This is a genomic window from Mycobacterium sp. TH-M116 (assembly GCF_057473685.1).
On the sequence record NZ_JBYCLC010000047.1, the window covers coordinates 1 to 23,714 of the forward strand.

Below are 23,714 nucleotides of genomic sequence, written 5' to 3' on the forward strand. Positions count from 1 at the left end.
CGTCGCCCAGCGCGCGGCTGCGCTGCACCTGGGCCCCGCACTGACCGGCGCCGAACGCCGATACCTGACCTGTGATGCCACCTGCGAGGTCTGGTTCGAACGCGGCGGCCAGCCCATCGGAGCCGGGCGATCAACCCGCCAGATCAGCCGGCGCCTGCGCCGCGCCCTCGAGCACCGCCACCGGACGTGCGCGGTCCCCGGCTGTGGCGCCACCCGCGGTCTGCACGCCCACCACATCCGGTACTGGGAAGACGGCGGTGCCACAGAGTTGGCCAACCTGGTGCTGGTCTGCCCGTACCACCACCGGCTACACCACCGCGGCGAGATCACCATCACCGGACCCGCCACCGAGCTCGAAGTCACCGACAGCGCCGGGCGACCACTGCGCCCGGGATCACTCGCGCGCCCGCCCACCGGTCCCCCGCCGGCCGTAGCGCCGTATGCCGGGCCCACCGGCGAACGCGCCGATTGGTGGTGGTACCAACCCTTCCAACCCCAACCACCACCAACAGTCAACTGATTAAGAATCTGTTCACAAATGGTCATGCGGCCTGCTTGATGGGCACTGGCGGGCCGGTGCGGGGCCGGTCGCGTCTGGGGACACGGTAGTGGGCCCGATGTCGCCTGTTGGAGGTTACGGGTCATGATTGCGACAGTGGCCCAAAGCACCATGGCTTCGTGGTGGTCGGAGCGGCGTTCGTAGTCGCGGACACCACGATATGTCGCTTTCTGCCATTGATCTTCTTGCCTGCGTCGTAGCCGCGGCTGGCGACGCCGACGGTGTCGGCGGCCTTGACCGACTGTGCGTCGATTATCCCGACTGCGCGTAGATCGGGTCGGCCCCACCCGATACGAAGCCGGCCGCACAACCCGTCGACCAACCGCTGCGGCATCTCCGGGCGCAACAGATTCCACTGTTCGTCGGTCAGGTCCGATGGATACCGGGGCGTTCTGTCGCGACATGGACAACCCGGCGCGGGGCAACTGGTTTTCGGGCACTCGACGGGGTAGACAGGCCTTCGCGAGGCTCCGGCAGCGAGGGGATGTGGTGTCCATCTGCTACCGCGAGCCGCGCCTCATGCTGCGAGACGACACTCAATCGTTATCACACCGCTACCACCAGCCACTCCAGCCGCACAAGTTTGTGGACAGGCCCTAAGCTAAGGGCCGCCGACATGCGGCACGGACTTGAGTCGAGTCGGGTGCGACTGCGCCGGCAGCGAGGCCGCGGTGTGAAGTGGGTGTCCGGATGACCGCGACATGGCCGCCATAATCTGATCGCCGGCCTGCCCGTAGATTGGTGCTTCGCGGGGGCCCGCGCTGGGGAAAATCCCTGTCGGCGAGCCGATTCGCCTCGCGGCGAAGTTAATTCAGGGTGAACGGAGGTTGCGTGGTGCGCCGTATCTTTCTGATTGCGGTGGCGCTCGCGCTCGTGTTCCTCGGCGCGCCCCCGGCCCTGGCGGTGGCCCCGCCGTCGATCGACCCGGGCGCGGTCCCCCCCGACCAGACCGGACCCGACCAGCCCCTCGAGCAGAAGCGCATGTGCAAGGCGCCGCTCACGCTGCCGGGCACCAACTTTCGCGACCCGCCGTGGGGCAACACCTACATGGGTGTGGCGCAGGCCCACAAGTTCGCGACCGGTGCCGGGGTCACGGTGGCGCTGATCGACACCGGGGTGGACCCCTCGCCGCGGGTGCCGGCCGAACCGGGCGGTGACTTTGTCGTCAACGACGGCGACGGGCTGACCGATTGCGACGCCCACGGCACGCTGATCGCCTCCCTGATCGCCGGGCGGCCCGCGCCGACCGACGGGTTCGTGGGCGTCGCGCCCGACGCTCGGCTGATCTCGGTGCGCCAAACCTCGGAGGCCTTCGAGCCCAAGGACCAGAGCCAGGCCAACCAGAACGACCCCAACCAGACCCCGGCGGCCGGATCCATTCGAAGCCTGGCCCGCGCCGTGGTGCATGCGGCAAACCTCGGTGCCGACGTCATCAACATCAGCGAAGCCGCCTGCTTCAACGTGCTCAAGCCGGTCGACGAGTCCACCCTGGGCGCGGCCCTGGACTACGCGGTCAACGTCAAGAACGTCGTAGTCATCGCCGCCGCGGGGAACACCGGCGGCGATTGCGCGCAAAACCCGCCGCCCGACCCCGCCCGGCCGTCAGATCCGCGGGGATGGCAGGTTGTTCAGACGATCGTCACCCCGGCGTGGTACGCACCGCTGGTGCTGGCCGTGGGAAGCGTGGGACAGAACGGGTCGTCGAGCCCGTTCTCGATGCACGGGCCGTGGGTGGGCGCGGCCGCGCCCGGGGAGAACGTTGTCGCGCTCGGCCCGGAGGGCGAGCCGGTGGATGCGCTGCCGGGCAAGGACGGGCCGGTTCCGATCGCCGGCACCTCCTTCTCGGCGGCCTACGTCTCCGGTCTGGCCGCGCTGCTGCGGCAGCGGTTTCCCGACCTGACGCCGGCGCAGATCATCAACCGGATCACCGCCAGCGCACGCCACCCGGGCGGCGGTGTCGACGACGAAGTCGGTGCGGGCACCGTCGACGCCTACGCCGCGCTCACCTGGGACATCCCCGCGAGCCCCGCGACGGCGGCGCCCCCGCCCGTCCAACGGATCCATCCTCCCGAACCGGCGCCCCCGCCCGATCACGCGCCCATCACAGCGGTGGCGGTGGGTGTCATCGTCTTGTTCGGAGTGCTCGGCCTGAGCGCACTCGCCACAAAAGCATTGAGACGGAACTGATCCGATGAGGTCTTTCCGGTTGCGTTTCACCAGCGGGCACGCCCTGTGGGCGGCGGCCCTGGCCCCGCTGTGCATCCTGCTGTTCTGGCACACACGCTATGCGTGGGTGGGTCCCACCTTGGTGGCGGTCGCCGTGGCGGTGGCCGTGGTGACCTTCCGGGGCCGGCGCCTCACCGGCTGGCTGGGCGCGGTCTTCGCCTGGCTGCTGCGGCACCGCCGCCCGCCCGACGTCCCGTCGGAGCCGGTCGTCGGGGCCACCGTGGTGCCGGGCGATCACGTCGCGCTGCGGTGGGAGGGCGAATTCCTGGTCGCGGTCATCGAACTCATTCCCCGCCCGTTCACGCCGACCGTCGTCGTCGACGGCACCGCGCGGTCCGACGACGTGGTGGACACACGGCTGCTCGAACGGCTGTTGTCGGTGAACTGCCCCGACCTCGAGGCCGACGTCGTGTCGGCCGGCTACCGCGTCGCCAGGTCCGCCGCCGCGGAGATGGTGGACCTCTACGAACGGGCGATCGGCGCCGACCCGGCCCCCGCGCACCGCCGCACCTGGATCATGCTGCGCGCCGATCCACTGCGCGCCCACAGGTCGGCGCTGCGCCGCGACACCGGCGTCGCCGGCCTGGGCCGCTACCTGGTGGCTTCGGCGACCCGCATCGCCGACCAACTGGCCGGGCACGGCGTCGACGCGGTGTGCGGGCGCAGCTTCGACGACTACGACCACGCCACCGAGATCAGCTTCCACCGAGAGCAGTGGTCAACGATCAAAGGGGACGGCAACTTCACCGCCGCCTACACCGCCGCCGGCGGCCCCGACGTGTGGTGGTCGGCACCGGCTGACCGCACCATCACGATTGTCAGGGTGATGCCCGGCGCGACACCGCAGTCCACGGTGTTGCTGACCAGTCCGGACAAACCGGAGAGGCCGCAAGGCTTTTCCCGCGTGTCCGGGGCACAGCGCGCTGCGCTGGAAGGACAGCACCTGGTGGCCGATCGGCACCATCGGCTGCCGATCGGGTCCGCCGGCGTGCTGGTGGGTCAGACGACGAGTCACCACCCGGTCTACATGCCTTTCGACGACATCGACGCCAGCATCAACCTGGGCGACGCGCGGACTTTCCTGCAATTCGCGGTGCGCGCCGCGGCCGCGGGCGGGATCGTCACGCTCGGGCCCCGGTTCCGGGCATTCGCCGGGCTGATCGGCGCCGAGGTCGGCGCGGCGGCGAAGGTGGCGTGGCCGCGCGCGACGACCTACCTGGGTCGGCACCCCGGTATCGCGCGGGTGGTGTTGCGGCACAACGTCATCAGCACTCCGCGGCACCGTCAGTTGCCGATCCGGCCGATCACTCTGCCGGAGGAGAGCCGCTACCAGGCGGCGCTGCCGCGGTAGCGCGGACGGCCCGCGCAGCGCACCTCGGGCCGGAAAATTGGTGCAGGGGGCCGGGTTCCCATCGCCGATAATTGTCGTAGCGCTAGGAAGGCGGATCGGCATGTCGACACCGAAGATGCAGGTGGAAGGCCAGGAGCTGCTCGACAGGGCCGAGGAGGTGGAAGCACCGATACCGTATCTGCCGTCGGAATCGGACAATCCCGTGCCGCCGTGCGAACTCCCGATGGCCAAGAAGGCGGCCCAGACGCTGGCCAGGAACGCCGACACCATGCGGCTCTTTCTGGCGATGGGCACCACGAGGCTGCAGACCCTCGCGGAATCACTCAGGGCCGCCGCCCGGGCCTACGAGGAGGTCGATCTGGAAGCCGCGGCGGCGATGAGCGGCCGCGGCCGGTTCGTGTCGGGGGCGGCCCTCGGGCGGCCGGACGACGGCGCCGACGAACTCCCGCTTGCCGGCGCACAGCGCGCCGACCCGACCGACGACGCCGACTTCACGGACCTCAAAACGGCGGCCTGGCAGATCCAGCAACCCGACCAGGGCGCGGCGTTCCTGCGCTTTGCCGACGCGTGGGAAACCTACCAGGAACAGTTGCTGGACAACCGGATCCGGTTCCGCCCGTTCAACCTCTGGGACGGCGATGCCAAGGAAGCTGCCGAGGTCAACTTCGACGCGTTCCAGCGATGGTTTTTCGCCATGGCCCAGCTCTGCGGAACGCTGGCCGAACAGGCCCGCACCTTCGTCGCGGCGCACAAGAAGGCCGTCCCGCGCCGGTTCGACATCGCCACCGAAACCCGGGACAAGCCGTGGACGGGTGAACACCCCACCTACTACGAGGTGACGGAGGTGGAACGCGTCTACAACGAGAACTTCAACGACCCGGAAATCCGCGAGGCCGTTTACAAGGTGTACCTGAGGCTGCAGCAATACTCCGAGGAGGTGCTGGCGGGCTATGCGCGAAATGCTCGCACGCCGCTGGCCGACCTGAGCCCGTCGACGCCGCCCAAGGCCCTCGAGATCAAACCGCCCCCCGACCCCGGACCCGACAACCCGATCATCGACGTCTGGGATCCGGAGAACGCGCCGAACGTGACCGGCACCGACGACATCCCCGACATTCCGCTCGAGATCCCGGCGGAGGCCTCGCCCCTCGACGACAGCCTGCCCGATCCGACGGGCATGCCCATCGTGCCGCCGATCGGGACACCGGCAATGCCGGACGCCGGGGCACTGGGCGACCCCGCGTTGGCGGGCGCGACGGGCCTGTCGACCGGGGCGGGCGTGGGGGCAGGGGTGAAGCCCGCGTCGTTCGGGGGCGGCGGAATTGGCGGCGTGCCGTCGATGCCGTTGGCGCCCCCGATGGATCCCGATGCCGCGGCCCGCGCCGCCGCTGCCGCGCGTGAGGCGGCGAGCATGGGCCGGGGCTTGCCCGGCGCTGGCGGCGCGATGGGCGGCGGCATGGGCATGCCGATGGCGCCCGGAGCGGCGGGCCAGGGGCAGAACAGCAAGGGAAAACACGCGAAACCCGACGAGGAGTCGCTCTACACTGAGGACCGGCCATGGACCGAGGCCGTCATCGGAAATCGCCCACGCAGCAAGCCATCCCCCGACATTAAGGACCTTCTGAAATGACCCAGGCCAGCGCCGGAACGCACCCGCAGGTGGTTCAGGCACTCGAGCAGCTGCAGCGGTTCAACTCCGTTATCGAGGGCCAGATGCGCCGGACGGACACCGGAAGCTTCACGGCGACGGACGAAACCGGCACCGTCGAGGTGACCCTCAACGGCCACCGTTGCCTGACGGGGCTGGAGATCGAAGAGGGACTGCTGCGGCTCGGCGCCGCAACCGTGCAGGAGCGAATCAACGAGGCGCTGCACACCGCGCAGGCCGCCGCTACGGACGCCCGCCAGGCCGAGAACGCTCAACTCGTCCGCTCGCTCGTCGACATCACCCGGTCGCTGCAGGACTCGCTGGGGCTGGGTTAAGTGAAAGTGAACTGAAGGCAACGTCTTTCCGCGCGGGGTCGGTGCCGCCGCACCGAATTTGGCGCGGAGTGCGTTACCCAACCTGGATTACGCTTATCAACCATGAGGTTCGGCACGTTCGCCGTCCCGCCGCGGTTCGGCCCGGGAGATGATTCGCCATGACACAGCCGCAGACGCTGAACGTCGAAAAAGACGAACTCCTGGCCCGCGCGGCCGAACTCGAGCAACCGATCACGGGACAGCCTGCCGGCAATCCGGCTGCGCCGTGCTCTTTGTCGATGATCACCAAGGCGGCGCAGCAGATCGCCTTGTCCGCCGACAACATGCGGCTGTACCTCGGTGTGGGCGAACGGGAGCGACTGCGTCTGGCGGAGTCACTGCGCAACGCGGCCAAAGCCTACGAGGACGCCGACGAGGGGGCCGCGGACGCACTGAACACCGACGGCACCGTATCGGTGGTGAAGGCCGGTTCTGCGTCGGAGGACACCGGCCAGGCAATGCTCAACGACACGCTGTCGCTGATGGCACAACCCGAGCCGTTTCCCTATTACCCGGTGCGGGTGGCGGCGCAGGAGATCGTTCAACTCGACCAGGGCACAGCGTTTCTCGACTTCGCCGATGCGTGGGAGGCATACCAGCGCGCGTTGCTGGAGGCGCGTTACCGGTTTCGGCCCTTTCAGCATTGGTTGAGCGAGTCGAGTAATGCCGTCGAGATGAACTTCGATTCGCAGCGTAGCTGGCTGGATTCCATGGCGACGCTGTGCGGTCAAATGGCGACCCAGGCCCGCACCGTCGTGTCCGCCCACCGGTGGGCAGTCAAGGAGCACCCCACGTTGGCGCGAATCGAAGAGGTCGACAAAATTTGGGTCGAGTACAGCAGCAACGACCTATTCAGGCGGGTGCTCTGGCCGCAGGTCAAAACCCAACTGGAAGCGCAGTACGCGGAGTGTCAGCGCAAGTCGGAGGAAGTGCTGACCGAGTACGAGAAGCGGGCAGCTCTGCCGCTGGCCCCGCTGAGCCCGCCTAAGCCACCCCCGGCCCATCGCATCGACCCGCCCCCCAAACCCGATCCCGGCGACGGCGGCAGAATCGCTCCCACCAATCCGGAAGACGGGCTGCCCTTGGACGACTCGTTGCTCCCCGATCCGACCGGGATGCCCATGATGCCCATGATGCCGTCGATACCGTCGATGCCATCGGCGCCGACCGACGCGAGGCTGACCGCGGCGTTGAAGGACTTGAAGAAGGGGCCGGGCCTCCCGACAGGTGCCGGGGTGAAACCGGCGTCGTTCGGGGGCGGCGGGGTGCCGGGCATGCCGCTGCAGCCCTCGGCGGAACCGGAGGCCGCGACGTCGCGGCCCGCGGGCGCGGCGGGGCCCGCCGCCGCGGGTGTGGGGCGCGGACTTCCCGGTGCCGGCGGCGCGATCGGCGGCGGCATGGGGGGAATGGCCCCGATGGGCGGGGCTCCGGGGGGTCAGGGGCAGGGTGCGGGCAAGGGCAAACGCACCCAGACGGAGGACGAGTCGCTCTACACCGAGGAGCGGCCGTGGACCGAAGGCGTCGTCGGTCGTCGCCGCGCCAAGGATGCCCCCGACAGCAAGGACCCCAAATGACCACCGAGATCCACCCGCAGGTGGCCGAGGCGCTGCGGCACGCGGAGCGCTTCCAGTCGGCTCTTGAAGATCAGCTGCATCGCTCTAGTAGCGAAACCTATACGGCCACAGACGAATCCGGTACCGTTGAGGTGACTCTCAACGGCCAGCGGCGGCTCGCCCACATTCGCATCGAGGACGGCCTGTTGCGGCTGGGCGCCGAAGCCGTGGAGCAGCGCATCAACGAGGCGTTGCGCAACGCGGTGGCCGCCGCCCTGGCTGCCGGCGAGGCCGAGCACGAACGCCTCATCGCATCGCTGGCCTCCATCGCCGAGTCACTCCAAGAGACCCTGGGCCTGCCGTAGGCCGAACCCGCGCTTCGACAGGGATTTCCGTTGCCGACCGGCCCGACGGGCCGGACGGTCTTGCGAGAGGAATGGGCGATGGGCATTGCGAGGCCCACCGGTGAGTACGTCGAGCAAATGCTCGCCTCGGGTGGCTGGCCGGAGGTCGACGAGGAAGCTTTCTACGACTGCGCCGGGGAATACACGCGGGTCCTGCGGAAGGTCACCGAGGTGCTGGACGCGTGCCGGCACCAGCAGTCGGAGGTGTTCGACGGCGGGATCTGGTCGGGCGGGGCCGCGAGCGCCGCCAACGGTGAACTCACGACGAACATCGGCGAGCTGGTCGACCTGCAGAACGGTCTGGCCACCGTGATCACCTGGCATAAATACGTCGCCCGGTCGATCGCCCAGGCCAAGTCCGACATCGGAGACAACGTGGAGAACGCCTACCGCCAGATCAACGCCCTCGAAAACGACTCCCGCCTCGACGCCGACGAGCGGGCCACCGCGATCGACACCGTGGTCACCGCGACGAACGAGGCGAACGTCGGAGTGATCGGCGGCACCGCCGAACGGATCCGGGCCAGCAAATCCTGGACACCGCCGGGTCACGCCCTGCAGGAACTGCTCGACCAAAAGCTCCCGCCACCGGTCGAAATCCCCGACGCACCAACGCCGTCGCTCCCGGAGGAACACGAGCAACCGCGGCCCGGCCCCGCACAACCGGGTCCGGTCGGCCCGGCGCCGGTTCCGCCGGCGCGGCCCCCGCAGCCCACCCCGGCGATGCCCGCGCCGACGCCGGCCACACCGGCGCCGGGCGCGACGCCGCAGCCCACCCCGGCAACACCGCCGCTCCCCGGCCAACCGGCGGTGTCGCCCGCGCCCGTTCCGGGCCCGCCCGGCCCCGCGGCGCCGGGTTCCCCGGGGACCGGGCCGGGGGCCCCGCTGCAACCCGCCGCGTCGACGCCGTCACTGGGCGGCGGCAAGGGCGCCAAGGGACTGACACCCGCGGCGGCATCACCGACCGCGGCGCAACCGCCGAGTTCAGGGCTTGCCGAGGACTCCTCGGCGTCGGTGGCCCCGGCCGCGGCGACCGGAATGCCGGCCGCGCCGATGGCCCCGGGCGGGGCGGGTGCCGCCGCCGGGGGCGGCGGCGCGGGTTCGGGAACCAGGGCCGCTTCGGTTGCCCCTCTCGGCCAGAAGGCCTCAGGCACAACGGCGTCCACCCGGCCGGCGGCGACGGGGAAGGGGTCGGCGCGCATCGCCCCGGCCGGGGTGTCGGGTCCCGCCGCGCAGCGGAAGCCTAACGAGCACAAGGACACCGCGGATGCCACGGTGATGGCGCCGATCCCGGTGTCGGCCGCCCGGGCCGAGCGTGACGCCATCGCCGAGGCCGCCACCGCCGAGGCGACACGTCGCAAGAACGGCGGGGCCGACCCGCTGCGGCTGGCGCGGCGCATCGCGGCGGCGCTCAACGCCCCCGGCGGTGGCGGCCAGGGCGATTTCGGATTCTTCTGGGTCACGGCGGTGACCACCGACGGCGCGATCGTGGTCGCCAACAGCTACGGGCTGGCCTACATCCCCGAGGGGGTGCAGTTGCCCGAACCGGTGCTCTTGGCCAGCGCCGACGAGACGATCCTGCCCGCCGAACGCGCGCGCTGGGCCACCTATCCGGTGACCGCGGTGCAGGGCTGGGCTAACCACCGTGACGCCAAGCTGCGGGCGGTCATCGCCACCGAGGAGCAGTTCGCCAACTCGGATCCCGGGGCGGCCAAGATCGTGCTGACACTCGAAGACATTCCTGCGGCCGGTCAGATGGTCGGACGGTCCCGCCTCGACGTCGTGGCCCCGGCGGCCGCCGAGCGCCTCGCCGAGACCGCCGACGTGCGCCTGACCGACCTGCTGCCGCCCGCGCCGGCGGATGCCCGGCTCGCGGCCGAGCGGCCCACTTCCCCCGAGGCGGCGATGGACGACGACCAGGCGGCGCTGCTCGCGGCCTCGGTGGCCGCCGGAACCGTGAGTCTCGACGAACTACTCGCGAAGCTGCCGAGCGCAGCGGCGAGCAACGCGTCGGCCGATCAGCGTCCCATGCTGTGGTTCGAGGTGATGAAGCCCATGTCCAGCAGCGCCACCGGGCGCCAGGCCGCACACCTGCGGGCGTTCCACACCTATGCGACGCATGCGCAGGAAGTCCTGCTCCTGCAGGCCCACACCGCGGTGGACCCCGTGGCCCAGCGCGCGGCGGTGACGGACTGGCTGTACTGGAAGCACGTCGGCGGCGTGCTCGACGCCGCGCTCACCGACGCCTCGTGAGCCGTCCCCCCTGCGGGGGCGGTAGCGTAGACGCATGACTACACCCGGTGCGGGCTCGTGGCGCCCTGACGAATTCGTGCCGACCGGTCGCGACGAGGTGATCGCCGCGATCCTGGACAGCGCCGGAGAAATGTTCGCCGACCGCGGGCCGGCGGCGGCGTCGATTCGCGATATCGCGGCTCGGGCCCGGGTCAACCACGGGCTGGTCTTCCGCCATTTCGGGACCAAGGAACGGCTGGTCTCCGCCGTGCTCGACCACCTGGCCGCGCACCTGGCGAAGCTCATGGACGCCGGCGCCCCGGCGGCCGAGATCGAGGCGACGGGCAGCCGCCAGCTGCGGGTGATCGCGCGGGCGCTGCTCGACGGGTATCCGGTGGGGCAGTTGCAGACCAGCTTTCCCGGCGCGGCCAAACTGGTCGACGAGATCCGGGCCGGGCACCACAGCGACGAGGGAGCCCGGCTGGCCGCCGCTCACGCCCTGGCCCTGCTGTTCGGCTGGCAGTTGTTCCAGCCGTTTCTGCGCTCGGCGACCGGCCTGCACGACTACCCGGAAGACGCGCTGCGGCAGTCGATCGGCGAAGAGATGGGCCGCCTCGCCCAGGATTCGGCCGGAGCCGGGCAGACCGCGTAGCGATGCGCCCCGGTGCTCGTGCCGTCAGACCTCGAGCTCCGCGGGCGCCGCGATCGGCTGTCCCACCGGCCGATCGGGGGCACTCTCCGAAGTCTGATCGCCGGGCGCGGCACCGTCGGCCATCGCTTCGGCGGCTTCGTCGCCCGGCTGCTCGGGTTTCGTGCTGTCGCTGAGTTGCGCCGGCGGCGCAGCGCCGCCCGGCATGCCCGACACCGCCCCCTGGGCGCTCTGCATGACGTTCTGCGCAGTGGATCCCGCTATCCCGGCGGTCTGGCCGTATTGCGTCAGCGGGCCGAGGGGGGGCATCGAAGGCAGCGAAAAGCCCTGCGGCGCAGCCGATTCGGGCGCCCTGGGCGTCTCGGCTTCGTCGGGCTGTTCCGCCGCAGCGGTTTTCGCGCGACGCGCGGAGGATGCAAGCACCTCGCCGGTGGCCGTAAACGGGACCCGGCTGACGTGCTCGCTCAGGCGCTGATCGGTTTCGGCGTAGATGCCGGCCGCGGCCGCGATGCTTGACCCGGTTCTGGTGACGGCGGCCCGCACGGCGGGCAGCCCGTCGACTACCGGTGCTTCCACGAGCGGCAGCGTTTCGTCGATCGCGGCCGACAGGGCGTCCGTGCCGCCCACGACGAGCCGTGGCGGGGCGGCGGGAAAGGCCAGCGCCCGCAAGGCCGACCCGGCCGTTCCCAGGCGTGCAGGATCCACGATCAGGGGTTCGGTCATCGCCTGGGCCGTTGCGTCACGATTCGCACCCGACAAATGTTACCCAACGTGCCCGAGGGCGAAGTGCGGGAATTTCCGCGGCGCCGCCCGGCTGCCCGGCAGTCAGAATTGAATGTTGCGCACCGCGTCGTACACACCTGTAATCCACAACAGCATGGGGAAAATTGCGGCCACCAGCGCGCCGTCGAGCATTTCCAGGCTCCGTTTCATCACCGGGGAGATGCGGCGAACTCCGGCGCTCGCCGCCACGACCGCGAGCGCGACCAGGCCCGCCAGGAGGTACAGGCCCAGCACCAGCCAGGCGAGGTGCGGGTACCAGATGACCAACCTGGCCGCCACACCGGTCGGGATGACCGCGGTCGCCGCCAGGAGCGCCCACGCGCACCAGCGCTCCGCGTAGAGCCGCGACCGGAAGCCGCACGCCACGGTGACCAGCGCGGCCACGACCAGGCTGTGCACGAAGAAGTGGCCGCGCACCAGCACCGCGATGACCCCGATGGCCAGCCCCAGGGTTCCGGCGGTCACGAACCCGACCAGCAGCTGCTTGGCCAGCTGGCTGCGCTCGGTGAGCCGCACGGCCGAGTCGGGCACCGACGCGATGATGGCCTGCCACGTAGGCGTCTCGTCCTCGCCGGCGCCGTCGGCGGCGACGGGATCGAGCAGCTCCTCGTGTTCGACGACCTCGCCGGGAGCCGGAATCGGGGGCAGGGCGATGCGGGCGACCGCGACCGTCAGCTTGGCGGCGTTGGTGACCGTGAACAGGCCGAAGACGATCGCCCCGGCGGGAACCCACTGCTGCCAGCCGTAGCCGAACGCGAGGGCGGCCGCGGTCACCGCGATCGCGGAGACCCCGCCGAACGCGGCGAGTTCGTAGCGTCGCCGCGGCCCGCCGCGGGTCACCAGCGTCAGGAACATCACCGCGGCCGCGGCCCCGGCCAACTGCGGCGCCCCCACCGAGTCGATGGCGTGCGGGCGCGGGATGGCCAGGGCCGTGGCTGCGCCGACCAGGGGGTATGCCGTTGCCAGCAGGCTCTCCGAAAGGCCGGGGTCGCGGTAGAACCGCTGGGCGGCCCAGCTGCCCATGAGCACGACGCCGCCGCCGATGCCCAGCCCCAGCGGCCACCAGGGCTGGCGCCCGGTGTTCCACCAGGCCAGCACCGCCATCGCGGCGACCGCCAGGGCGACGACCGGGGTGACCACGCCGATGAAGCGGGTGAGCGCCGCACGGTCGAACGCCGGCGACTCGTCGAGCACCGCGATCGCGTCGATCACGTCCTCGACGAGGGGTCGGTAGCGCTCCGTGCGGCTCACCGAGACGAGCGTCAGCAGCGACCCGTCGACGACCGCGGCGTCGTCGAGCGACTGGTCCGGTTGGATCGGCGGGGCGCCGGGGCGGGCGAACGTCCACGCCCCCTGGGCGGCGAAGTCGAAACCGGCCAGGACGTCCGCCGGGGTGTCGTCGTGGATCTCCGCGAGCACCGCGACGGTGTCGTCGACGTAGGTCTCAATCGGCGCCGCAGAAGGCAGCACCACGTCGGTCATCCGTTTACCGGTCAGGATCGTCACCCGGGTGGTCGCAGGCTTGGCGGGTGTCGCGGCCGGGGCCGCCGGGGCGGCACCGGCTGCGGTGGCGGTAGGTGCGCTCAACGACGTTCACTCCTGTCGAAATCGTCGGACAATGCCGCTGCCATCAGTACCTTTCACCAACTCGTGCACACGAGGAAGCACGAGAAGGGGCGGACCGCCCGATCCCGTGCTTCTCCGCTTGGCGCTGTCCTACGTGAACATTCCTGTGACACCGGATTCCGTCTGCGCCATCGTTTGGCTGGCCTCACTGATCCGCTGCGAGAGTGCCTGCAACGCCTCGTTGAGCTCCCGTGAGGCGTCGTCCCAGCGCCGCTGAACGTTCTGGTAGGCGTCCGAACCGCTGCCGCCCCACGCCGCGGCGAGCTTGGTCAGCGATGCCTTCCCCTCGTCGAGCAGGCCGTGGGTGGTTTGCACAGCACCCTGGATCGAGCCCGCTCCGGCCTCGATGCCGGCGAAGTTGTATTTCATTTCCGACATGGTGTTGCTCCGTTTCTCGGTGTCCGGGGTCAGAAGTTCATCTGCGACGACAGCGCGCTGGCCTGCTCGTCGTCGGCTTTCGAATACTGGATCCCGGCGGAGTTGATGTTGTTGACGATCTCGCTGAGCACCTGAACCTGCTGCTGGGCCTTCTCTTTGAAGCGCACCAACGCCTGCTGGGCGGCTTGGCCGGCCTGGCCCTGCATATGGCTGGCGAGCTCGCCGGCCGTCGAATCCACTTGGCCCATCACCTGCTGAAGCTCGGTGGAGACCCGGTCGAAGTTGCTTGCCTCCGCCCGCAGGGTTGCGGCATCGGTCTTCATCTCTGCCATGCTGGACTTCTCTCTTCCGTTCCTATGTCCTCACCAATAGATGGCAAGTCTTCCGGCCCCGACGGCCGGGAAGTCTGTGCGAGCGGGTGTTCACCAGTCGTCCCCGTCGTCGTGGTCGCTCTCGGGTTCCCGGTCGTCGTGGTGGTGGTCCTGGGCCGGCAGTGCGGGCGCCGCCAAGCCCGCTCGGGCCCCGCCGGCACCCGCGGCGCCGGCACCCGCCATCCCCATCGGGGCGGCACCGCCGACGGCCGACGACCCGGCACCCGCGCCGGCGGCTGAGATTGCTTGGGCTGGCTTGTCGATCAACTGCGACATCATCGAGGTGCGCGCCGACGCTCCGCCCGCCCCTGGCAACGCCTCGGCGTGCATGAGTCCCATGCCCACGCTCGGGCCCGTTCCTCCGGCCAGCGGATGGTTGGACAGGGGGCTCGCACCGAGCAGCCCCAGCTGGCCGAGCTCGCCGTTGCCCACACCACCCAGGCCGCCGGGGCCGTCGCTGGCCAGGCCGCCACCGCCCATGCCGCCGGCCTGGCCGGCCAGCGACGTCAGTTGCTGCAGCGGCATCATCAGTTGCTGCATCAGGCCGCTCAACTGGCCCCACTGCCCCATCTGCCCGAGGAACCGGGCGGCCTCCTCGGCCAGCGACCCGCCGAGGCCCGGCACGAGGACTTCGTCCGCCAGCGTCCCGAGATTGTCCAGTGCGGCCGGCCCGGCCTGGGCCGCGAACTCCGACAGGCGGCCCGCCGCGGCGGCGGCCACGGTCTCGCTCACCTCGGGCGTCAGGATCGGCTTGATCGGGGGAAGCGGCTCGAACACCGTGTTGGCCGCGGTCTCCGCCTGGTAGATGTCCATGGTGCCGGCGGCCTGGTTCCACATGCGGACGAAGTAGTCCGTCTCGTTGAGGCCGATCGGCACCAGGTTGATGCCGAGGAAGTTGGTGGCGGTCAGCACTGCGCGCGTGATGTGGTTGGCCGCGATCTCCGGCAGGGACGGGGTGATCCCCAGCGCCTTCATGTAGGCGGCGGCCTGCGCGGTGGCCCGCGCCCCGCGCTGCTGAGCCTGCTGGGCGGCGTTCTGCAGCCAAGCCACCATCGGGGTGGCGGCAGCGATCGCCCGTTCGCTTCCAGGACCCGTCCACGCTTCGTTGAGAGTGACCAGGGTCGCGGCAACCTCGGCTGCCTGGGCATCCAGGGCGCTCGCCAGCGCCTCCCATCCCGCGGCGGCCTGCAGCATCGGCGCCGGGCCCGCCCCGGCCATCAGCCGCGCGGTGTTGAGCTCCGGTGGCATCGCATGCCACAACATGCTTGTCGGCCTCCTCGGTTTGCGCAGTGATCAGCGGGCCATTATGCGCGAGAACAAGCGCATTCGAACGGTCGCATCATTTGCGTGTGAACAGATTACGAATTACAGATGAACACCGACTATTCCCGTTGAAGGAGTAACAATTCAGCGGCAACTCAGCCTCCGGTTCGATGCATTCGGAATTCCCGGATTCACGACTGGCGGACTGACAAATTCTAACCGGGCGCCGGGGGTGCTCAATGCACTTCTTCCGGTGGCTCGATGTAGGGCGCCTGGATGACTTCTTTCCCTTCCGGGGCGAGCAGCATCGCCTGACCGGGAGGCCGCCGCTTCAGCTTGAACTCGCTGGAGGGAAAGTCGGCCTTGTCGCCGGACAGGAAGATGGTGGGCGATCCCGCCCCGAACGCGGCGCCGACGAACTTGTCCATGGTCGCCTTGTAGGCCTGGCTCATCTGACACGTCACGATGATGTGGAGCCCGATATCGGCGGCCGCCGGCAACAGCGGGGCGAGCGACGCCATCGGGGGCATTCCGCCGGCGGCGCCCACGATCATGTGCCAGTCGTCGACCAGCAGCACGACGTCGAATCCGGTCCACCACGAGCGCGACCGCAGTTGCGCCGTCGTCAGGTCGGCCGGCGGCAACCGCTTCTTCAGGTTGGCCGCCAGTGCCTTGATGGCTTCGTCGAGCGTCGCGCTGTTGCGGTTGATCGCGCCCGCGTCGAGCAGATGGCTGTCCGGTACGGCGTCCAGCAGGCCCGAGCGGTAGTCCGCGAGCATGAACCGCACCTGCTGGGGACTGTTGCGCGCGCAGATGGCCCGCGCGATCGCGTGGGCGATGGTCGTCTTGCCGGACTTGGCCGCACCGAAGATCAGCAGGTGCGACATCGTGTACAGGTGGGCGTGGGCCACCGACAGGTCGCTTTCGCGCACACCGATCGGAATGGTCCAGCGGGTGCGGTAGTCGCTCTCCGGGCCGGGCGGGTGCGGGTCGAGTTCGTGAAGGTGGATGCGCTCGGGCAGGACCCGCACGCGGGGCGCCTGGTCGGTGTGCTGGGCCGCGACGTGGTTGACCGCCGCCGTCAGGGCCTCGACCAGGTTGCCGGCGCCGTGCACGCCGTCGAACCGCGGCACGCCGATCATCAGGTGGTGCTTCTCGACCGACATCGCGCGGCCGGGACGGTTGGCCGGGATCTCCCTGGTGACACGGTCGATCTGGGTGTCGTTGACGTCGCCCAGGCGGAATTCGATCTTGGTGCCGAGGTAGTCGCGCACGCGTGACTTCAGCTCGGTCCAGCGCGGCGTGGTGATCACGGTGTGGATGCCGAACGAGAGGCCCTGGGCGGCCAGCTCCTGCACCGGTCCCTCCAGGTCGGGGAATTCGCCGACGAAAGCGGGCCATCCGTCGATGACGAGGAAGACGTCGCCGAACGGATCGGCCGCGACGGGCTGGCCGGGGTCTTCACGCAGCTGCCGGTACATCGCGATGGAACCCACCCGGTGCTCCTTGAAGGTGGCTTCCCGTTGTCGCAGAACGGCTTGCACCTCCGCGACCACGCGCATGACCCGGTCGGGCTCCGAGCGGGCCGCCACCCCGCCGACGTGCGGCAGGCCGTCGAGGTACATCAGCCCGCCGCCGCCGAGATCGATGCAGTAGAACTGCACCTGCCGGGGTGTGTGGGTGGCGGCGGCCGCGAGCATCAGGGTCTGCAGCAGTGTCGACTTACCGGTCTGCGGCGCGCCGCCCACGCCGATGTTGCCGCTCGCCCCGGACACGTCGACGCCCCAGACCCCCTGCAGGTGCCGGCGCGGCTCGTCCATGATGCCGAGCGGGAAGCGCAAAGGCTGGCGCTCGTCGCGCGCGAGGAGTTCGTTGAGCGGCGTCGGATCCTTCAGCGGCGGCAGCCACATCTTGTAGGCCCGCGACTCGGTGGTGCTCAGCTGGTCCAGCACCACCTCGCTGAGCGCCCGGACTTTCGTGTCGGGGGCGGTCACGACGTCATCGCCTGGTCGAAGACCGGCGCCGCGGTGAACTGGTGGATCCGAACACGTTTCGGCCCGCTCTGCGCGCTCTCGCCGTTGCCGTTGCCGGCGGTCTCGGTACGCTCCGGCGGGACGTAGGGAGCGCCGGTGTAGAGGGTGCTGAACTTGACCGGATCCTCCATGCCGACTCGCAGGAACCCGACGCCGCTCTCCTTGTTCGTGATGTACTGCGCCTCGGGCGTCCCGATCACCGCCTTGGATTCGTGAGAGCTGGTGGTGCGCAGCGCGATGCGGTACGTCAGGTTGGGCTCCAGCTTGTCGATGCGCACCCCGCCGGTTTGCAACGACTGGGTGGCCAGCAGCAGATGCACGCGCAGCGACCGCCCCACCCGGCAGATCCGGTCGAACAGCCCGATGAAGTCGGGGTGGCTCTGCAGCAGCTCGGCGAACTCGTCGACCACGACGAAAAGCGTTGGTAGCGGGGCGAGGTCGGCACCCCGCTCGCGGTACTTCTCGTACTCGGCCACCCCGGACAGGGCCCCGGTGGCGCCGACCTGGATGCCCGCCTGGCGCAGCAGCGACTGCCGGCGGTCCAGTTCGCCGGTCAGCACCTCACCCATGCGGCCGACCAGCTCGGCCTCCTCGGCCATGTTGGTGATCACCGCGGCGGTGTGGGGCAGCTTCTCCATGCCGAGGAACGTCGAACCGCCCTTGAAGTCGGTGAGCAGCAGGTTCACCTGGTCCGGGTGGTGCATGGCGACGAGCGACAGGATGAGGGTGCGCAGGAACTCCGACTTGCCCGATCCGGTGGTCCCGATCAGCATGCCGTGCGGGCCGCCGCCGAACTCCGCGCCCTCCTTGATGTCGAGGTACATGATGTTGCCGGTCTTGAGTTCGTGGCCGAACGGGATCTTGAGGCGGTCGCGGTCCTTGTCGGTGTACATCCGCCACCGCGCCGGCGTGACCTCCTCGACGCTTTGGGCTCCCACCAGCTGGTGCCACTCGGTGGCGACCTTCTTCTGCGGACCGGCGGTCTTCTTGTCCAAGACGATGGTGCCCGTGATCGACCATCCCGCAAGCTTTCTCGCGACGCGGGTGGCCTGCTGCGGCGACATGCTGTCCGCGACTGCCGTCACCTGGCGAAACGACTGGCCGGGCAGCCGGTCGTCGGCGGTGCCGTCCTCGGCCACCCGGATGCGGTAGTTCGAGCCGCGGTGGTTGCCCAGCGTGATCACCGAAACCCCGGCTCGGCCGTCGGGCGGGAACCCCGCCTTGCCGCCGGTCAGGTCGACCACCACGACGTAGGGGCCGCCGGGCAGCGAATCCGGCGAGTGTGGCCCGCGCGCGGCCAGGTCGGACAGACTGTCAGACCGGGTGTAGATCATCCGGGTCGCGCCGGCGGCGTCGGTGTCGGTGGGATGCTGCACGTGCGGCAGCCATTTGAGCCAGGACCAGTCCGGGTCCTCGGGGTCCTCGGTCAGCACCCGGATCTGCAGCAGGTCCGGCGCATGGAACACGGCCAGGTGGCAGAGCATCGCGGTCAGCAGCCCCGCCGACCCGGCCGGGTCGCCACCCACCGCGATCGTCGGGAAGGTGCGCAGCTGCAACAGCTTCGGGCAGTCGTGGATGAGCCCGTGGGTGCGCAGGAATTTGACCACCCACATGTTGGCGACGGGCTCCAGATACGGCTGGGGCGCCGCCGACGGCCCCGCCAGTTCGCCGCCCACGGACGGCTTCATCAGCCGGTCGACCGCCGGCTGGTCGCCGATCCCGATGCGGGTGGCGGCGTAGAAGTCCGCGTTGGCCGGCCGCGACCACTGGCGGGGGGTGCCGACGATCGACAGCAGATCGTCGGGATGCGGGGCGTGGTAGCTGAAGAACGCCACCTGCGTGCCCGCCGAGGACGTAACCCGGGGGCGCAGGCCGGCCAGGTAGCGCAGGTACTCCTTGCGGTCGGCGTTGATCTCGGGCATCTTCTTGCCGCCGCCCCCACCGCCGGCCATCATGCCCATCGACATCATGATCATCATCAGCGGCATCATCAGCATGTACGGCGAAAGCTGCCTGGTGCCGGTGAAAATCATGATGCCGATCATGCCCAGCATGCAGACGCCCATAACGTAGGGAAGGGCCTTCTGCACCGCCGACGGCGGGACGTCGACACCAAGGTCCTCGGGCGGCGTCACGCTGATCTCCCCGGGGGTCAGCCGGGGGCCGCGCGTGACGGCCGGGGTGAACTTCTTCGTCGTCATCAGGGCGTCCCCGGGGCGCCGGCGATCTTGCGCGGGCTCGGGTCGGCGGGCAGGGTGTCGTGCTCGAGCAGGGCGGACTTCTTGGACAGCACCGGGCCGTCCACCAGCAGGCGCACGACTTCCCACGGTGCGGTCTTGGGCGCGCTCAGGCCCAGTGCGGACGCGGTCTGTTGGTCGGGCAGCCCGAACCGCACCCCCTGCGGGTCGATGTAGTAGAGCGCCTCGCCGTAGCGGGGGTCGGGGGACTGGATCTGCACGTATTTTCCTCCGTCGGTGTAAACCGTTGCCGTCCCCTGGATCTGCCGGATACCGGTGCTCATCGCCGAGGCGGGCAGCGGCAGATGGCGACCGGTCAGCACCGCGGTCTTCGGCGACTGCTCGCCGGCTTTGCGTTCCCACGACCAGCACAGGGTGGGGTCCTGCGGCCGCGACACGATCTTCACCGGCTCGTCGGGGAGGGGGGAGTTGTAGACCACCTCGGGAACCTGGACGATCACATTGGGCACCACCGCGGGTGGCACGACCAGCCCGTAGGACTCTATCGCGCGCAGCGCCGCGGCGGTGTTGGCGTTGACGGGCGCGACGCCGTCGGAGAGCACCACGAAGTACCGCGGGCCGGCATTGACGTGGATCTGCAGCACCGACCCGATCACCAGCTCTTGCGGCAGCCCCAGGGTATTCGGGGAACCTGCGTCGGGGATCGGTGGCAATTGCCAGGACCCGGCGTCGGGAAGTGCGTTGAACATGGCCGGGGAGAGGGGGCTCGGCTTGGCGTCGCCGCTGATCCCCACCGCGAAAGTCATGGGGCGGTCACCCAGGTCGGTGGCGTGCCGCCCCCTCGAGGTGATCACCCAGTCCTTGCCCCGGTACGACGCCAGCAGCGCCTCGTGCGGGAGGATCGGGTCGATCGAGGAGTCGATGAGCAGCGGCTCGGCCAGCACCGCCGTCTGCAACGTCGGGTTGATGGTGTCGGCCTTGCTGACGGTGTCGCACAGCGCCCAGACCGACGAGGAGCCCAACGTCACCGGCGTGGCATAGGGAGCGCCGGGGATGCCGATGGTCTGCCCCTTGGGCAACTTGGCCAGTTCGGCGGACTTCACGGTCGTGGGATCGGCCGGGTTGCCCAGCACCAGCCGCGCCGACGTCAGGTTGTAGACGGGATGCAACTGTCCCGCCACCATCAGGTACAGCTGGTTGGTGCCGCGGTCGACGAACAGGCTGCCGCTGCCCAGTTTGCCCTGCGGCTTGAAGTACGCCATCGCCAGCGCGCCCACCAGGATGAGCACCGCCACGGCGACTCCGAGGGCCACCGAGCGGCTGTAGAACTGCAGCGGGTCGTCGAACATGCGGGTGTCGCGCCGCACGATCGCGTGCTCCAGCCGTCGCAGCAGGAATCGCCAGCCGCTGACCTGAACCTTGGTGGTGAGCCGAATACCCGCCACGCGTCACTCGACGATGTTCAGGCGTGCGTGCACCGAGGCGATCGCCTCGGCCATGTCGTCGCCGTTGATTTCGCGCAAGCGGTCGACGTCGAGGTCTTCGAAATCGGTGGCCCGGGTCAGGCGGATGTCGCGGTACTGTTCGCCGGCCTCGAGCAGTTGGCGCGCGTAGCGACCGTTGCCGGCGATGTCGAGTGCGGGCGTGCCGCGCACGCTTCGCTGACTCAGCAGCTTGGCTGCCTCCAGCAGGTTCTCGGCCGCTTCCATGCTCAGCGCCGAATCATTGCCGGCAGCAATCACTTTCGCGATATCGAGGATTTCCTCGGGGGAGTAGGAGTCGAACTCGATGCGGGTGGCGAACCGGGAACGCAGGCCCTCGTTGGTTTCCAGCAGCCGGTCGATGTCGTTGCTGTAGCCCGCGATGATGACCACGAGCCGGTCCCGGTCGTTCTCCATGCGCGCCAGCAAGGTGTCGAGCGCCTCCTGGCCGAACGGGTCGGTCCGCCCGTCGCGCTCCTGGACCAGCGCGTATGCCTCGTCGATGAACAGCACGCCGCCCAGGGCGCGATCGATCGTCTTGGTGGTCTTGACCGCCGACTGGCCCTCGTATTCGGCGACGAGATCCTTGCGCGACGTCTCGACGAGCTTGGGTTCCGCGATCACGCCGAGGCCGGCCAGGATGTTGGCCACCACCCGCGCGATCGTCGTCTTGCCGGTCCCGGGCGGGCCGGTGAAGATCATGTGCTTGCTGGGCTGGGCGACCTTCATGCCGCGGGCGGCGCGCACCCGGGCCATCTGCGTTGCGGCGCGGTACCTTTCGATCTGGTCCTTGACGCGGGCGAGCCCGATCTGGCGCTCGAGCTCAGCCTCGGCCTCCGCCAGCAGCCGGTCCCGCCCGGAGGTGTCGGCGACGACGGTGCCGGCATCCCACGGGTCGGTGCGGGCCGCGATCTGCTCGGCCGTGATGGTCGTCAGACGGTAGGACGGATCCTTGAGAGCCGCGGCCACTTTCGGCTCAGGATGGGTGGTCTGCAGCCATTCCAGCAGCGCGACCGCGGCCTCCTCGTTGCCCTGGCTGCGCCGCGTCATCGCCAGATACCAGGCGATGGCGCGCGCGCACGCCTCGCCGGCCGGTGACCCGTTGGCCTCGGTGAGCCGGCGTTCGGCTTCGGTGAACAGGCCGAGGTTCGCGGCCGCGACCCCGTGGGCGACACCGGCCGCGGCGGCAAGGAACTTGTCGGGCCATTTGCCGGCGGTCCGCACTTCCTCGATGACCTCGGTCCAGCGCTGCGATTCGCCGTAGATCACCGCCTTCACCCACGACACCAGGTGCTCGGCACCGGTGGGCGGGGTGCCCTCCACGGCCTCCATGGCGTCGGCGAAATTCCCTTGCGCCGCTTCGCTGACGGCGAAGCCCATGGTGATCGCCAGCGGCGAGTTGACCGGGTAGGTGATGTCGCCGTAGGGGCCGCCGATCGGGACCCGGGCGCCGACGGCATTCATCGACAGTTGGGCGGACCCGGCCAGCGCTCCGAAGTGTGTCCGCGAATACCACCCGCGGAACAGCGTGTACCGGTCGGTGTCGCCGCACCGGATGCGGCCGATCCATGCGTCGCAGGCGGATTCGTCGTGGTTGGTGATCTCGGTGAACAGTTCCAGGGCGCGTGGTTCCGAGATGGGCAGCATGCCGACCGCGCTCTCGAACAGGCCGGCGACGCGGTCGTTCATTTGTCGGCCGGGTATCGGGTCGCGAACACGCGCGCCTGCGTCTCGGCGGCCTGTTCCGGCGATGCCAGGTTCAGGTCGTCCCGCAGAAAGCCGCCGATGACCTCGGTATCATCCCCACCGAGCTGGCGCATGACCTCCGTGAGGAAGGTGTGCTGGGCGGCTTGTCCCTTTTCGCCGGCCAGGTGCGCCAGCACGCGGATCTCTTCGGCAAGCTGCGCCTCGGTCATGGCGGTGACCTTCCCCGACAGGGCGACGCGATCGACTCCGCCGTCCACGCGAGCCGACACCGAAACCGTCCCAGGGGGATTCGTGACGGTGAACAGCTCGCCCTCCTCGTCTTCTTCCTCGTCGCCGTCGCCGTCGCGGTCGCCGTGAGCTTGGTATTCGAAGCCAGACGCCTCGTCGGCGTCGTCGGCCACGGAGAAGTCCCAGGCGGCCGGTTGCTCGTCGTCCTCGGCGACGGACCCGCCGGCGCCGGAGAAGTTCAGGACGTCGGAGAGGTCGTCAGCGCCTGCGTCGTCGCCGTCGCCGAGGGGGTATGGGGGCATGGGTTCCTTCTTTCGGATGCGTGGGGGTCAGTGTTCGGTCGCATACCGGGTGGCGAACACTTCGGCCTGTGTCTCGTCGGCCTGCTGCGGTGTCGGCAACCCGATGCCGTTCTCCATGAAGTCACGCAGGACCTCGGTGCTGTCCAGCCCCATGTCGCGCACCGTTCCCGAAAGCAATTCGTTGTGCATGAGATAAGTGTGTTGGCCGGCCAGGCCCTTCTGCCGGGCCAGGTCGGCGAGCACGAGTATCTCCTCGGCCAGCTCGGATTCGGTCATGCTGCTCACCTTGGCCGACAGTTCGACCCGCTCGGTCCGGCCGTCGATCAGCGACGACACCGCCACCGTGTC

General features: G+C 69.7%; 19 protein-coding genes and 2 pseudogenes. 9 read left to right on the top strand and 12 right to left on the bottom strand.

What is annotated here, in order from left to right; translation table 11 throughout:
• Positions 1-520 (top strand): HNH endonuclease signature motif containing protein (locus AC2VOK_RS02050; RefSeq protein WP_428898994.1); only part of this gene is annotated, 520 nt, incomplete at its 5' end.
• A gap of 190 nt (positions 521-710) precedes the next feature.
• Here AC2VOK_RS02050 and AC2VOK_RS02055 read toward each other — a convergent pair.
• A pseudogene (locus tag AC2VOK_RS02055) lies at positions 711-815 on the bottom strand (transposase); the annotation flags it as partial.
• Between the two features lie 578 nt (positions 816-1,393).
• On the opposite strand from AC2VOK_RS02055, the gene mycP reads away from it, so the two are divergent.
• The 8 genes from mycP to AC2VOK_RS02095 all read left to right on the top strand — a co-directional run bounded on the left by mycP (position 1,394) and on the right by AC2VOK_RS02095 (position 10,999).
• Positions 1,394-2,746 carry a type VII secretion-associated serine protease mycosin gene (gene mycP / locus AC2VOK_RS02060; RefSeq protein WP_428898995.1) on the top strand — a complete coding sequence of 451 codons (1,353 nt, stop codon included), beginning with the start codon at positions 1,394-1,396 and terminating at the stop codon, positions 2,744-2,746.
• A 4-nt stretch (positions 2,747-2,750) separates the two neighbouring features.
• Positions 2,751-4,136 (top strand): type VII secretion protein EccE, encoded by a 1,386-nt coding sequence (gene eccE / locus AC2VOK_RS02065; protein WP_428898996.1) that lies wholly within the window; start codon positions 2,751-2,753, stop codon positions 4,134-4,136.
• A 100-nt stretch (positions 4,137-4,236) separates the two neighbouring features.
• Positions 4,237-5,766, top strand: coding sequence for an EspB family ESX-1 secretion system-associated protein (gene espB, locus AC2VOK_RS02070; protein ID WP_428898997.1), 1,530 nt, complete (start codon positions 4,237-4,239; stop codon positions 5,764-5,766).
• Positions 5,763-6,119, top strand: coding sequence for a YbaB/EbfC family nucleoid-associated protein (locus tag AC2VOK_RS02075; RefSeq protein WP_428898998.1), 357 nt, complete (start codon positions 5,763-5,765; stop codon positions 6,117-6,119). Before espB (AC2VOK_RS02070) ends, AC2VOK_RS02075 begins: the two co-directional genes overlap by 4 nt.
• A 158-nt stretch (positions 6,120-6,277) precedes the next feature.
• Entirely contained in the window at positions 6,278-7,732 is a 1,455-nt protein-coding gene (gene espB, locus AC2VOK_RS02080) for an EspB family ESX-1 secretion system-associated protein (RefSeq protein ID WP_428898999.1), read from the top strand.
• Complete coding sequence (locus AC2VOK_RS02085; RefSeq protein ID WP_428899000.1) at positions 7,729-8,076, top strand: YbaB/EbfC family nucleoid-associated protein; 348 nt, start codon at positions 7,729-7,731, stop codon at positions 8,074-8,076. The genes espB (AC2VOK_RS02080) and AC2VOK_RS02085 overlap by 4 nt, the downstream gene beginning before the upstream one ends.
• Positions 8,077-8,154: 78 nt before the next feature.
• Positions 8,155-10,368: a hypothetical protein gene (locus AC2VOK_RS02090; RefSeq protein ID WP_428899001.1), complete on the top strand. Its 2,214-nt coding sequence runs from the start codon at positions 8,155-8,157 to the stop codon at positions 10,366-10,368.
• Positions 10,369-10,402: 34 nt separating this feature from the next.
• A complete protein-coding gene (locus AC2VOK_RS02095; RefSeq protein WP_428899002.1) occupies positions 10,403-10,999 on the top strand; it encodes a TetR/AcrR family transcriptional regulator in 597 nt (198 codons plus the stop codon).
• A gap of 24 nt (positions 11,000-11,023) precedes the next feature.
• Here AC2VOK_RS02095 and AC2VOK_RS02100 read toward each other — a convergent pair whose 3' ends face one another.
• The 11 genes and pseudogenes from AC2VOK_RS02100 to AC2VOK_RS02150 form a co-directional block, all read right to left on the bottom strand.
• The gene (locus tag AC2VOK_RS02100) at positions 11,024-11,719 is read right to left on the bottom strand and encodes a hypothetical protein (protein WP_428899003.1); all 696 of its coding nucleotides are present in this window, start codon (positions 11,717-11,719) and stop codon (positions 11,024-11,026) included.
• Positions 11,720-11,821: 102 nt separating this feature from the next.
• On the bottom strand, positions 11,822-13,366 hold the full coding sequence (eccD, locus tag AC2VOK_RS02105) for a type VII secretion integral membrane protein EccD (RefSeq protein ID WP_428899004.1): 1,545 nt from the start codon (positions 13,364-13,366) through the stop codon (positions 11,822-11,824).
• Between the two features lie 129 nt (positions 13,367-13,495).
• Positions 13,496-13,783, bottom strand: a complete 288-nt coding sequence (locus AC2VOK_RS02110; RefSeq protein WP_428899005.1) for a WXG100 family type VII secretion target — start codon at positions 13,781-13,783, stop codon at positions 13,496-13,498.
• Between the two features lie 29 nt (positions 13,784-13,812).
• The gene (locus AC2VOK_RS02115; RefSeq protein WP_428899006.1) at positions 13,813-14,115 is read right to left on the bottom strand and encodes a WXG100 family type VII secretion target; all 303 of its coding nucleotides are present in this window, start codon (positions 14,113-14,115) and stop codon (positions 13,813-13,815) included.
• 90 nt (positions 14,116-14,205) lie between these two features.
• On the bottom strand, positions 14,206-15,417 hold the full coding sequence (locus AC2VOK_RS02120) for a PPE family protein (RefSeq protein ID WP_428899007.1): 1,212 nt from the start codon (positions 15,415-15,417) through the stop codon (positions 14,206-14,208).
• Between the two features lie 236 nt (positions 15,418-15,653).
• A complete protein-coding gene (eccCb, locus tag AC2VOK_RS02125; RefSeq protein WP_428899008.1) occupies positions 15,654-17,411 on the bottom strand; it encodes a type VII secretion protein EccCb in 1,758 nt (585 codons plus the stop codon).
• Positions 17,408-19,651 carry a type VII secretion protein EccCa gene (gene eccCa, locus AC2VOK_RS02130; RefSeq protein WP_428899009.1) on the bottom strand — a complete coding sequence of 748 codons (2,244 nt, stop codon included), beginning with the start codon at positions 19,649-19,651 and terminating at the stop codon, positions 17,408-17,410. Before eccCa ends, eccCb begins: the two co-directional genes overlap by 4 nt.
• Entirely contained in the window at positions 19,651-21,093 is a 1,443-nt protein-coding gene (gene eccB / locus AC2VOK_RS02135; protein ID WP_428899010.1) for a type VII secretion protein EccB, read from the bottom strand. The genes eccCa and eccB overlap by 1 nt, the downstream gene beginning before the upstream one ends.
• A gap of 3 nt (positions 21,094-21,096) precedes the next feature.
• Entirely contained in the window at positions 21,097-22,818 is a 1,722-nt protein-coding gene (gene eccA, locus AC2VOK_RS02140; RefSeq protein WP_428899011.1) for a type VII secretion AAA-ATPase EccA, read from the bottom strand.
• Positions 22,815-23,366, bottom strand: a complete 552-nt coding sequence (locus AC2VOK_RS02145) for a YbaB/EbfC family DNA-binding protein (protein WP_428899012.1) — start codon at positions 23,364-23,366, stop codon at positions 22,815-22,817. Before AC2VOK_RS02145 ends, eccA begins: the two co-directional genes overlap by 4 nt.
• Positions 23,367-23,393: 27 nt before the next feature.
• Positions 23,394-23,714: pseudogene (locus AC2VOK_RS02150) on the bottom strand (hypothetical protein); the annotation flags it as partial.

Excerpts from the sequence above, each read along its gene's own strand:
- eccA (WP_428899011.1), bottom strand. The coding sequence starts at position 22,818 with ATGAACGACCGCGTCGCCGGCCTGTTCGAGAGCGCGGTCGGCATGCTG.
- AC2VOK_RS02110 (WP_428899005.1), bottom strand. The coding sequence starts at position 13,783 with ATGTCGGAAATGAAATACAACTTCGCCGGCATCGAGGCCGGAGCGGGC.
- AC2VOK_RS02120 (WP_428899007.1), bottom strand. The coding sequence starts at position 15,417 with ATGTTGTGGCATGCGATGCCACCGGAGCTCAACACCGCGCGGCTGATG.
- AC2VOK_RS02075 (WP_428898998.1), top strand. The coding sequence starts at position 5,763 with ATGACCCAGGCCAGCGCCGGAACGCACCCGCAGGTGGTTCAGGCACTC.
- eccCa (WP_428899009.1), bottom strand. The coding sequence starts at position 19,651 with ATGACGACGAAGAAGTTCACCCCGGCCGTCACGCGCGGCCCCCGGCTG.
- AC2VOK_RS02095 (WP_428899002.1), top strand. The coding sequence starts at position 10,403 with ATGACTACACCCGGTGCGGGCTCGTGGCGCCCTGACGAATTCGTGCCG.
- espB (WP_428898999.1), top strand. The coding sequence starts at position 6,278 with ATGACACAGCCGCAGACGCTGAACGTCGAAAAAGACGAACTCCTGGCC.
- AC2VOK_RS02145 (WP_428899012.1), bottom strand. The coding sequence starts at position 23,366 with ATGCCCCCATACCCCCTCGGCGACGGCGACGACGCAGGCGCTGACGAC.
- eccE (WP_428898996.1), top strand. The coding sequence starts at position 2,751 with ATGAGGTCTTTCCGGTTGCGTTTCACCAGCGGGCACGCCCTGTGGGCG.
- AC2VOK_RS02100 (WP_428899003.1), bottom strand. The coding sequence starts at position 11,719 with ATGACCGAACCCCTGATCGTGGATCCTGCACGCCTGGGAACGGCCGGG.
- espB (WP_428898997.1), top strand. The coding sequence starts at position 4,237 with ATGTCGACACCGAAGATGCAGGTGGAAGGCCAGGAGCTGCTCGACAGG.
- AC2VOK_RS02090 (WP_428899001.1), top strand. The coding sequence starts at position 8,155 with ATGGGCATTGCGAGGCCCACCGGTGAGTACGTCGAGCAAATGCTCGCC.
- AC2VOK_RS02085 (WP_428899000.1), top strand. The coding sequence starts at position 7,729 with ATGACCACCGAGATCCACCCGCAGGTGGCCGAGGCGCTGCGGCACGCG.
- AC2VOK_RS02115 (WP_428899006.1), bottom strand. The coding sequence starts at position 14,115 with ATGGCAGAGATGAAGACCGATGCCGCAACCCTGCGGGCGGAGGCAAGC.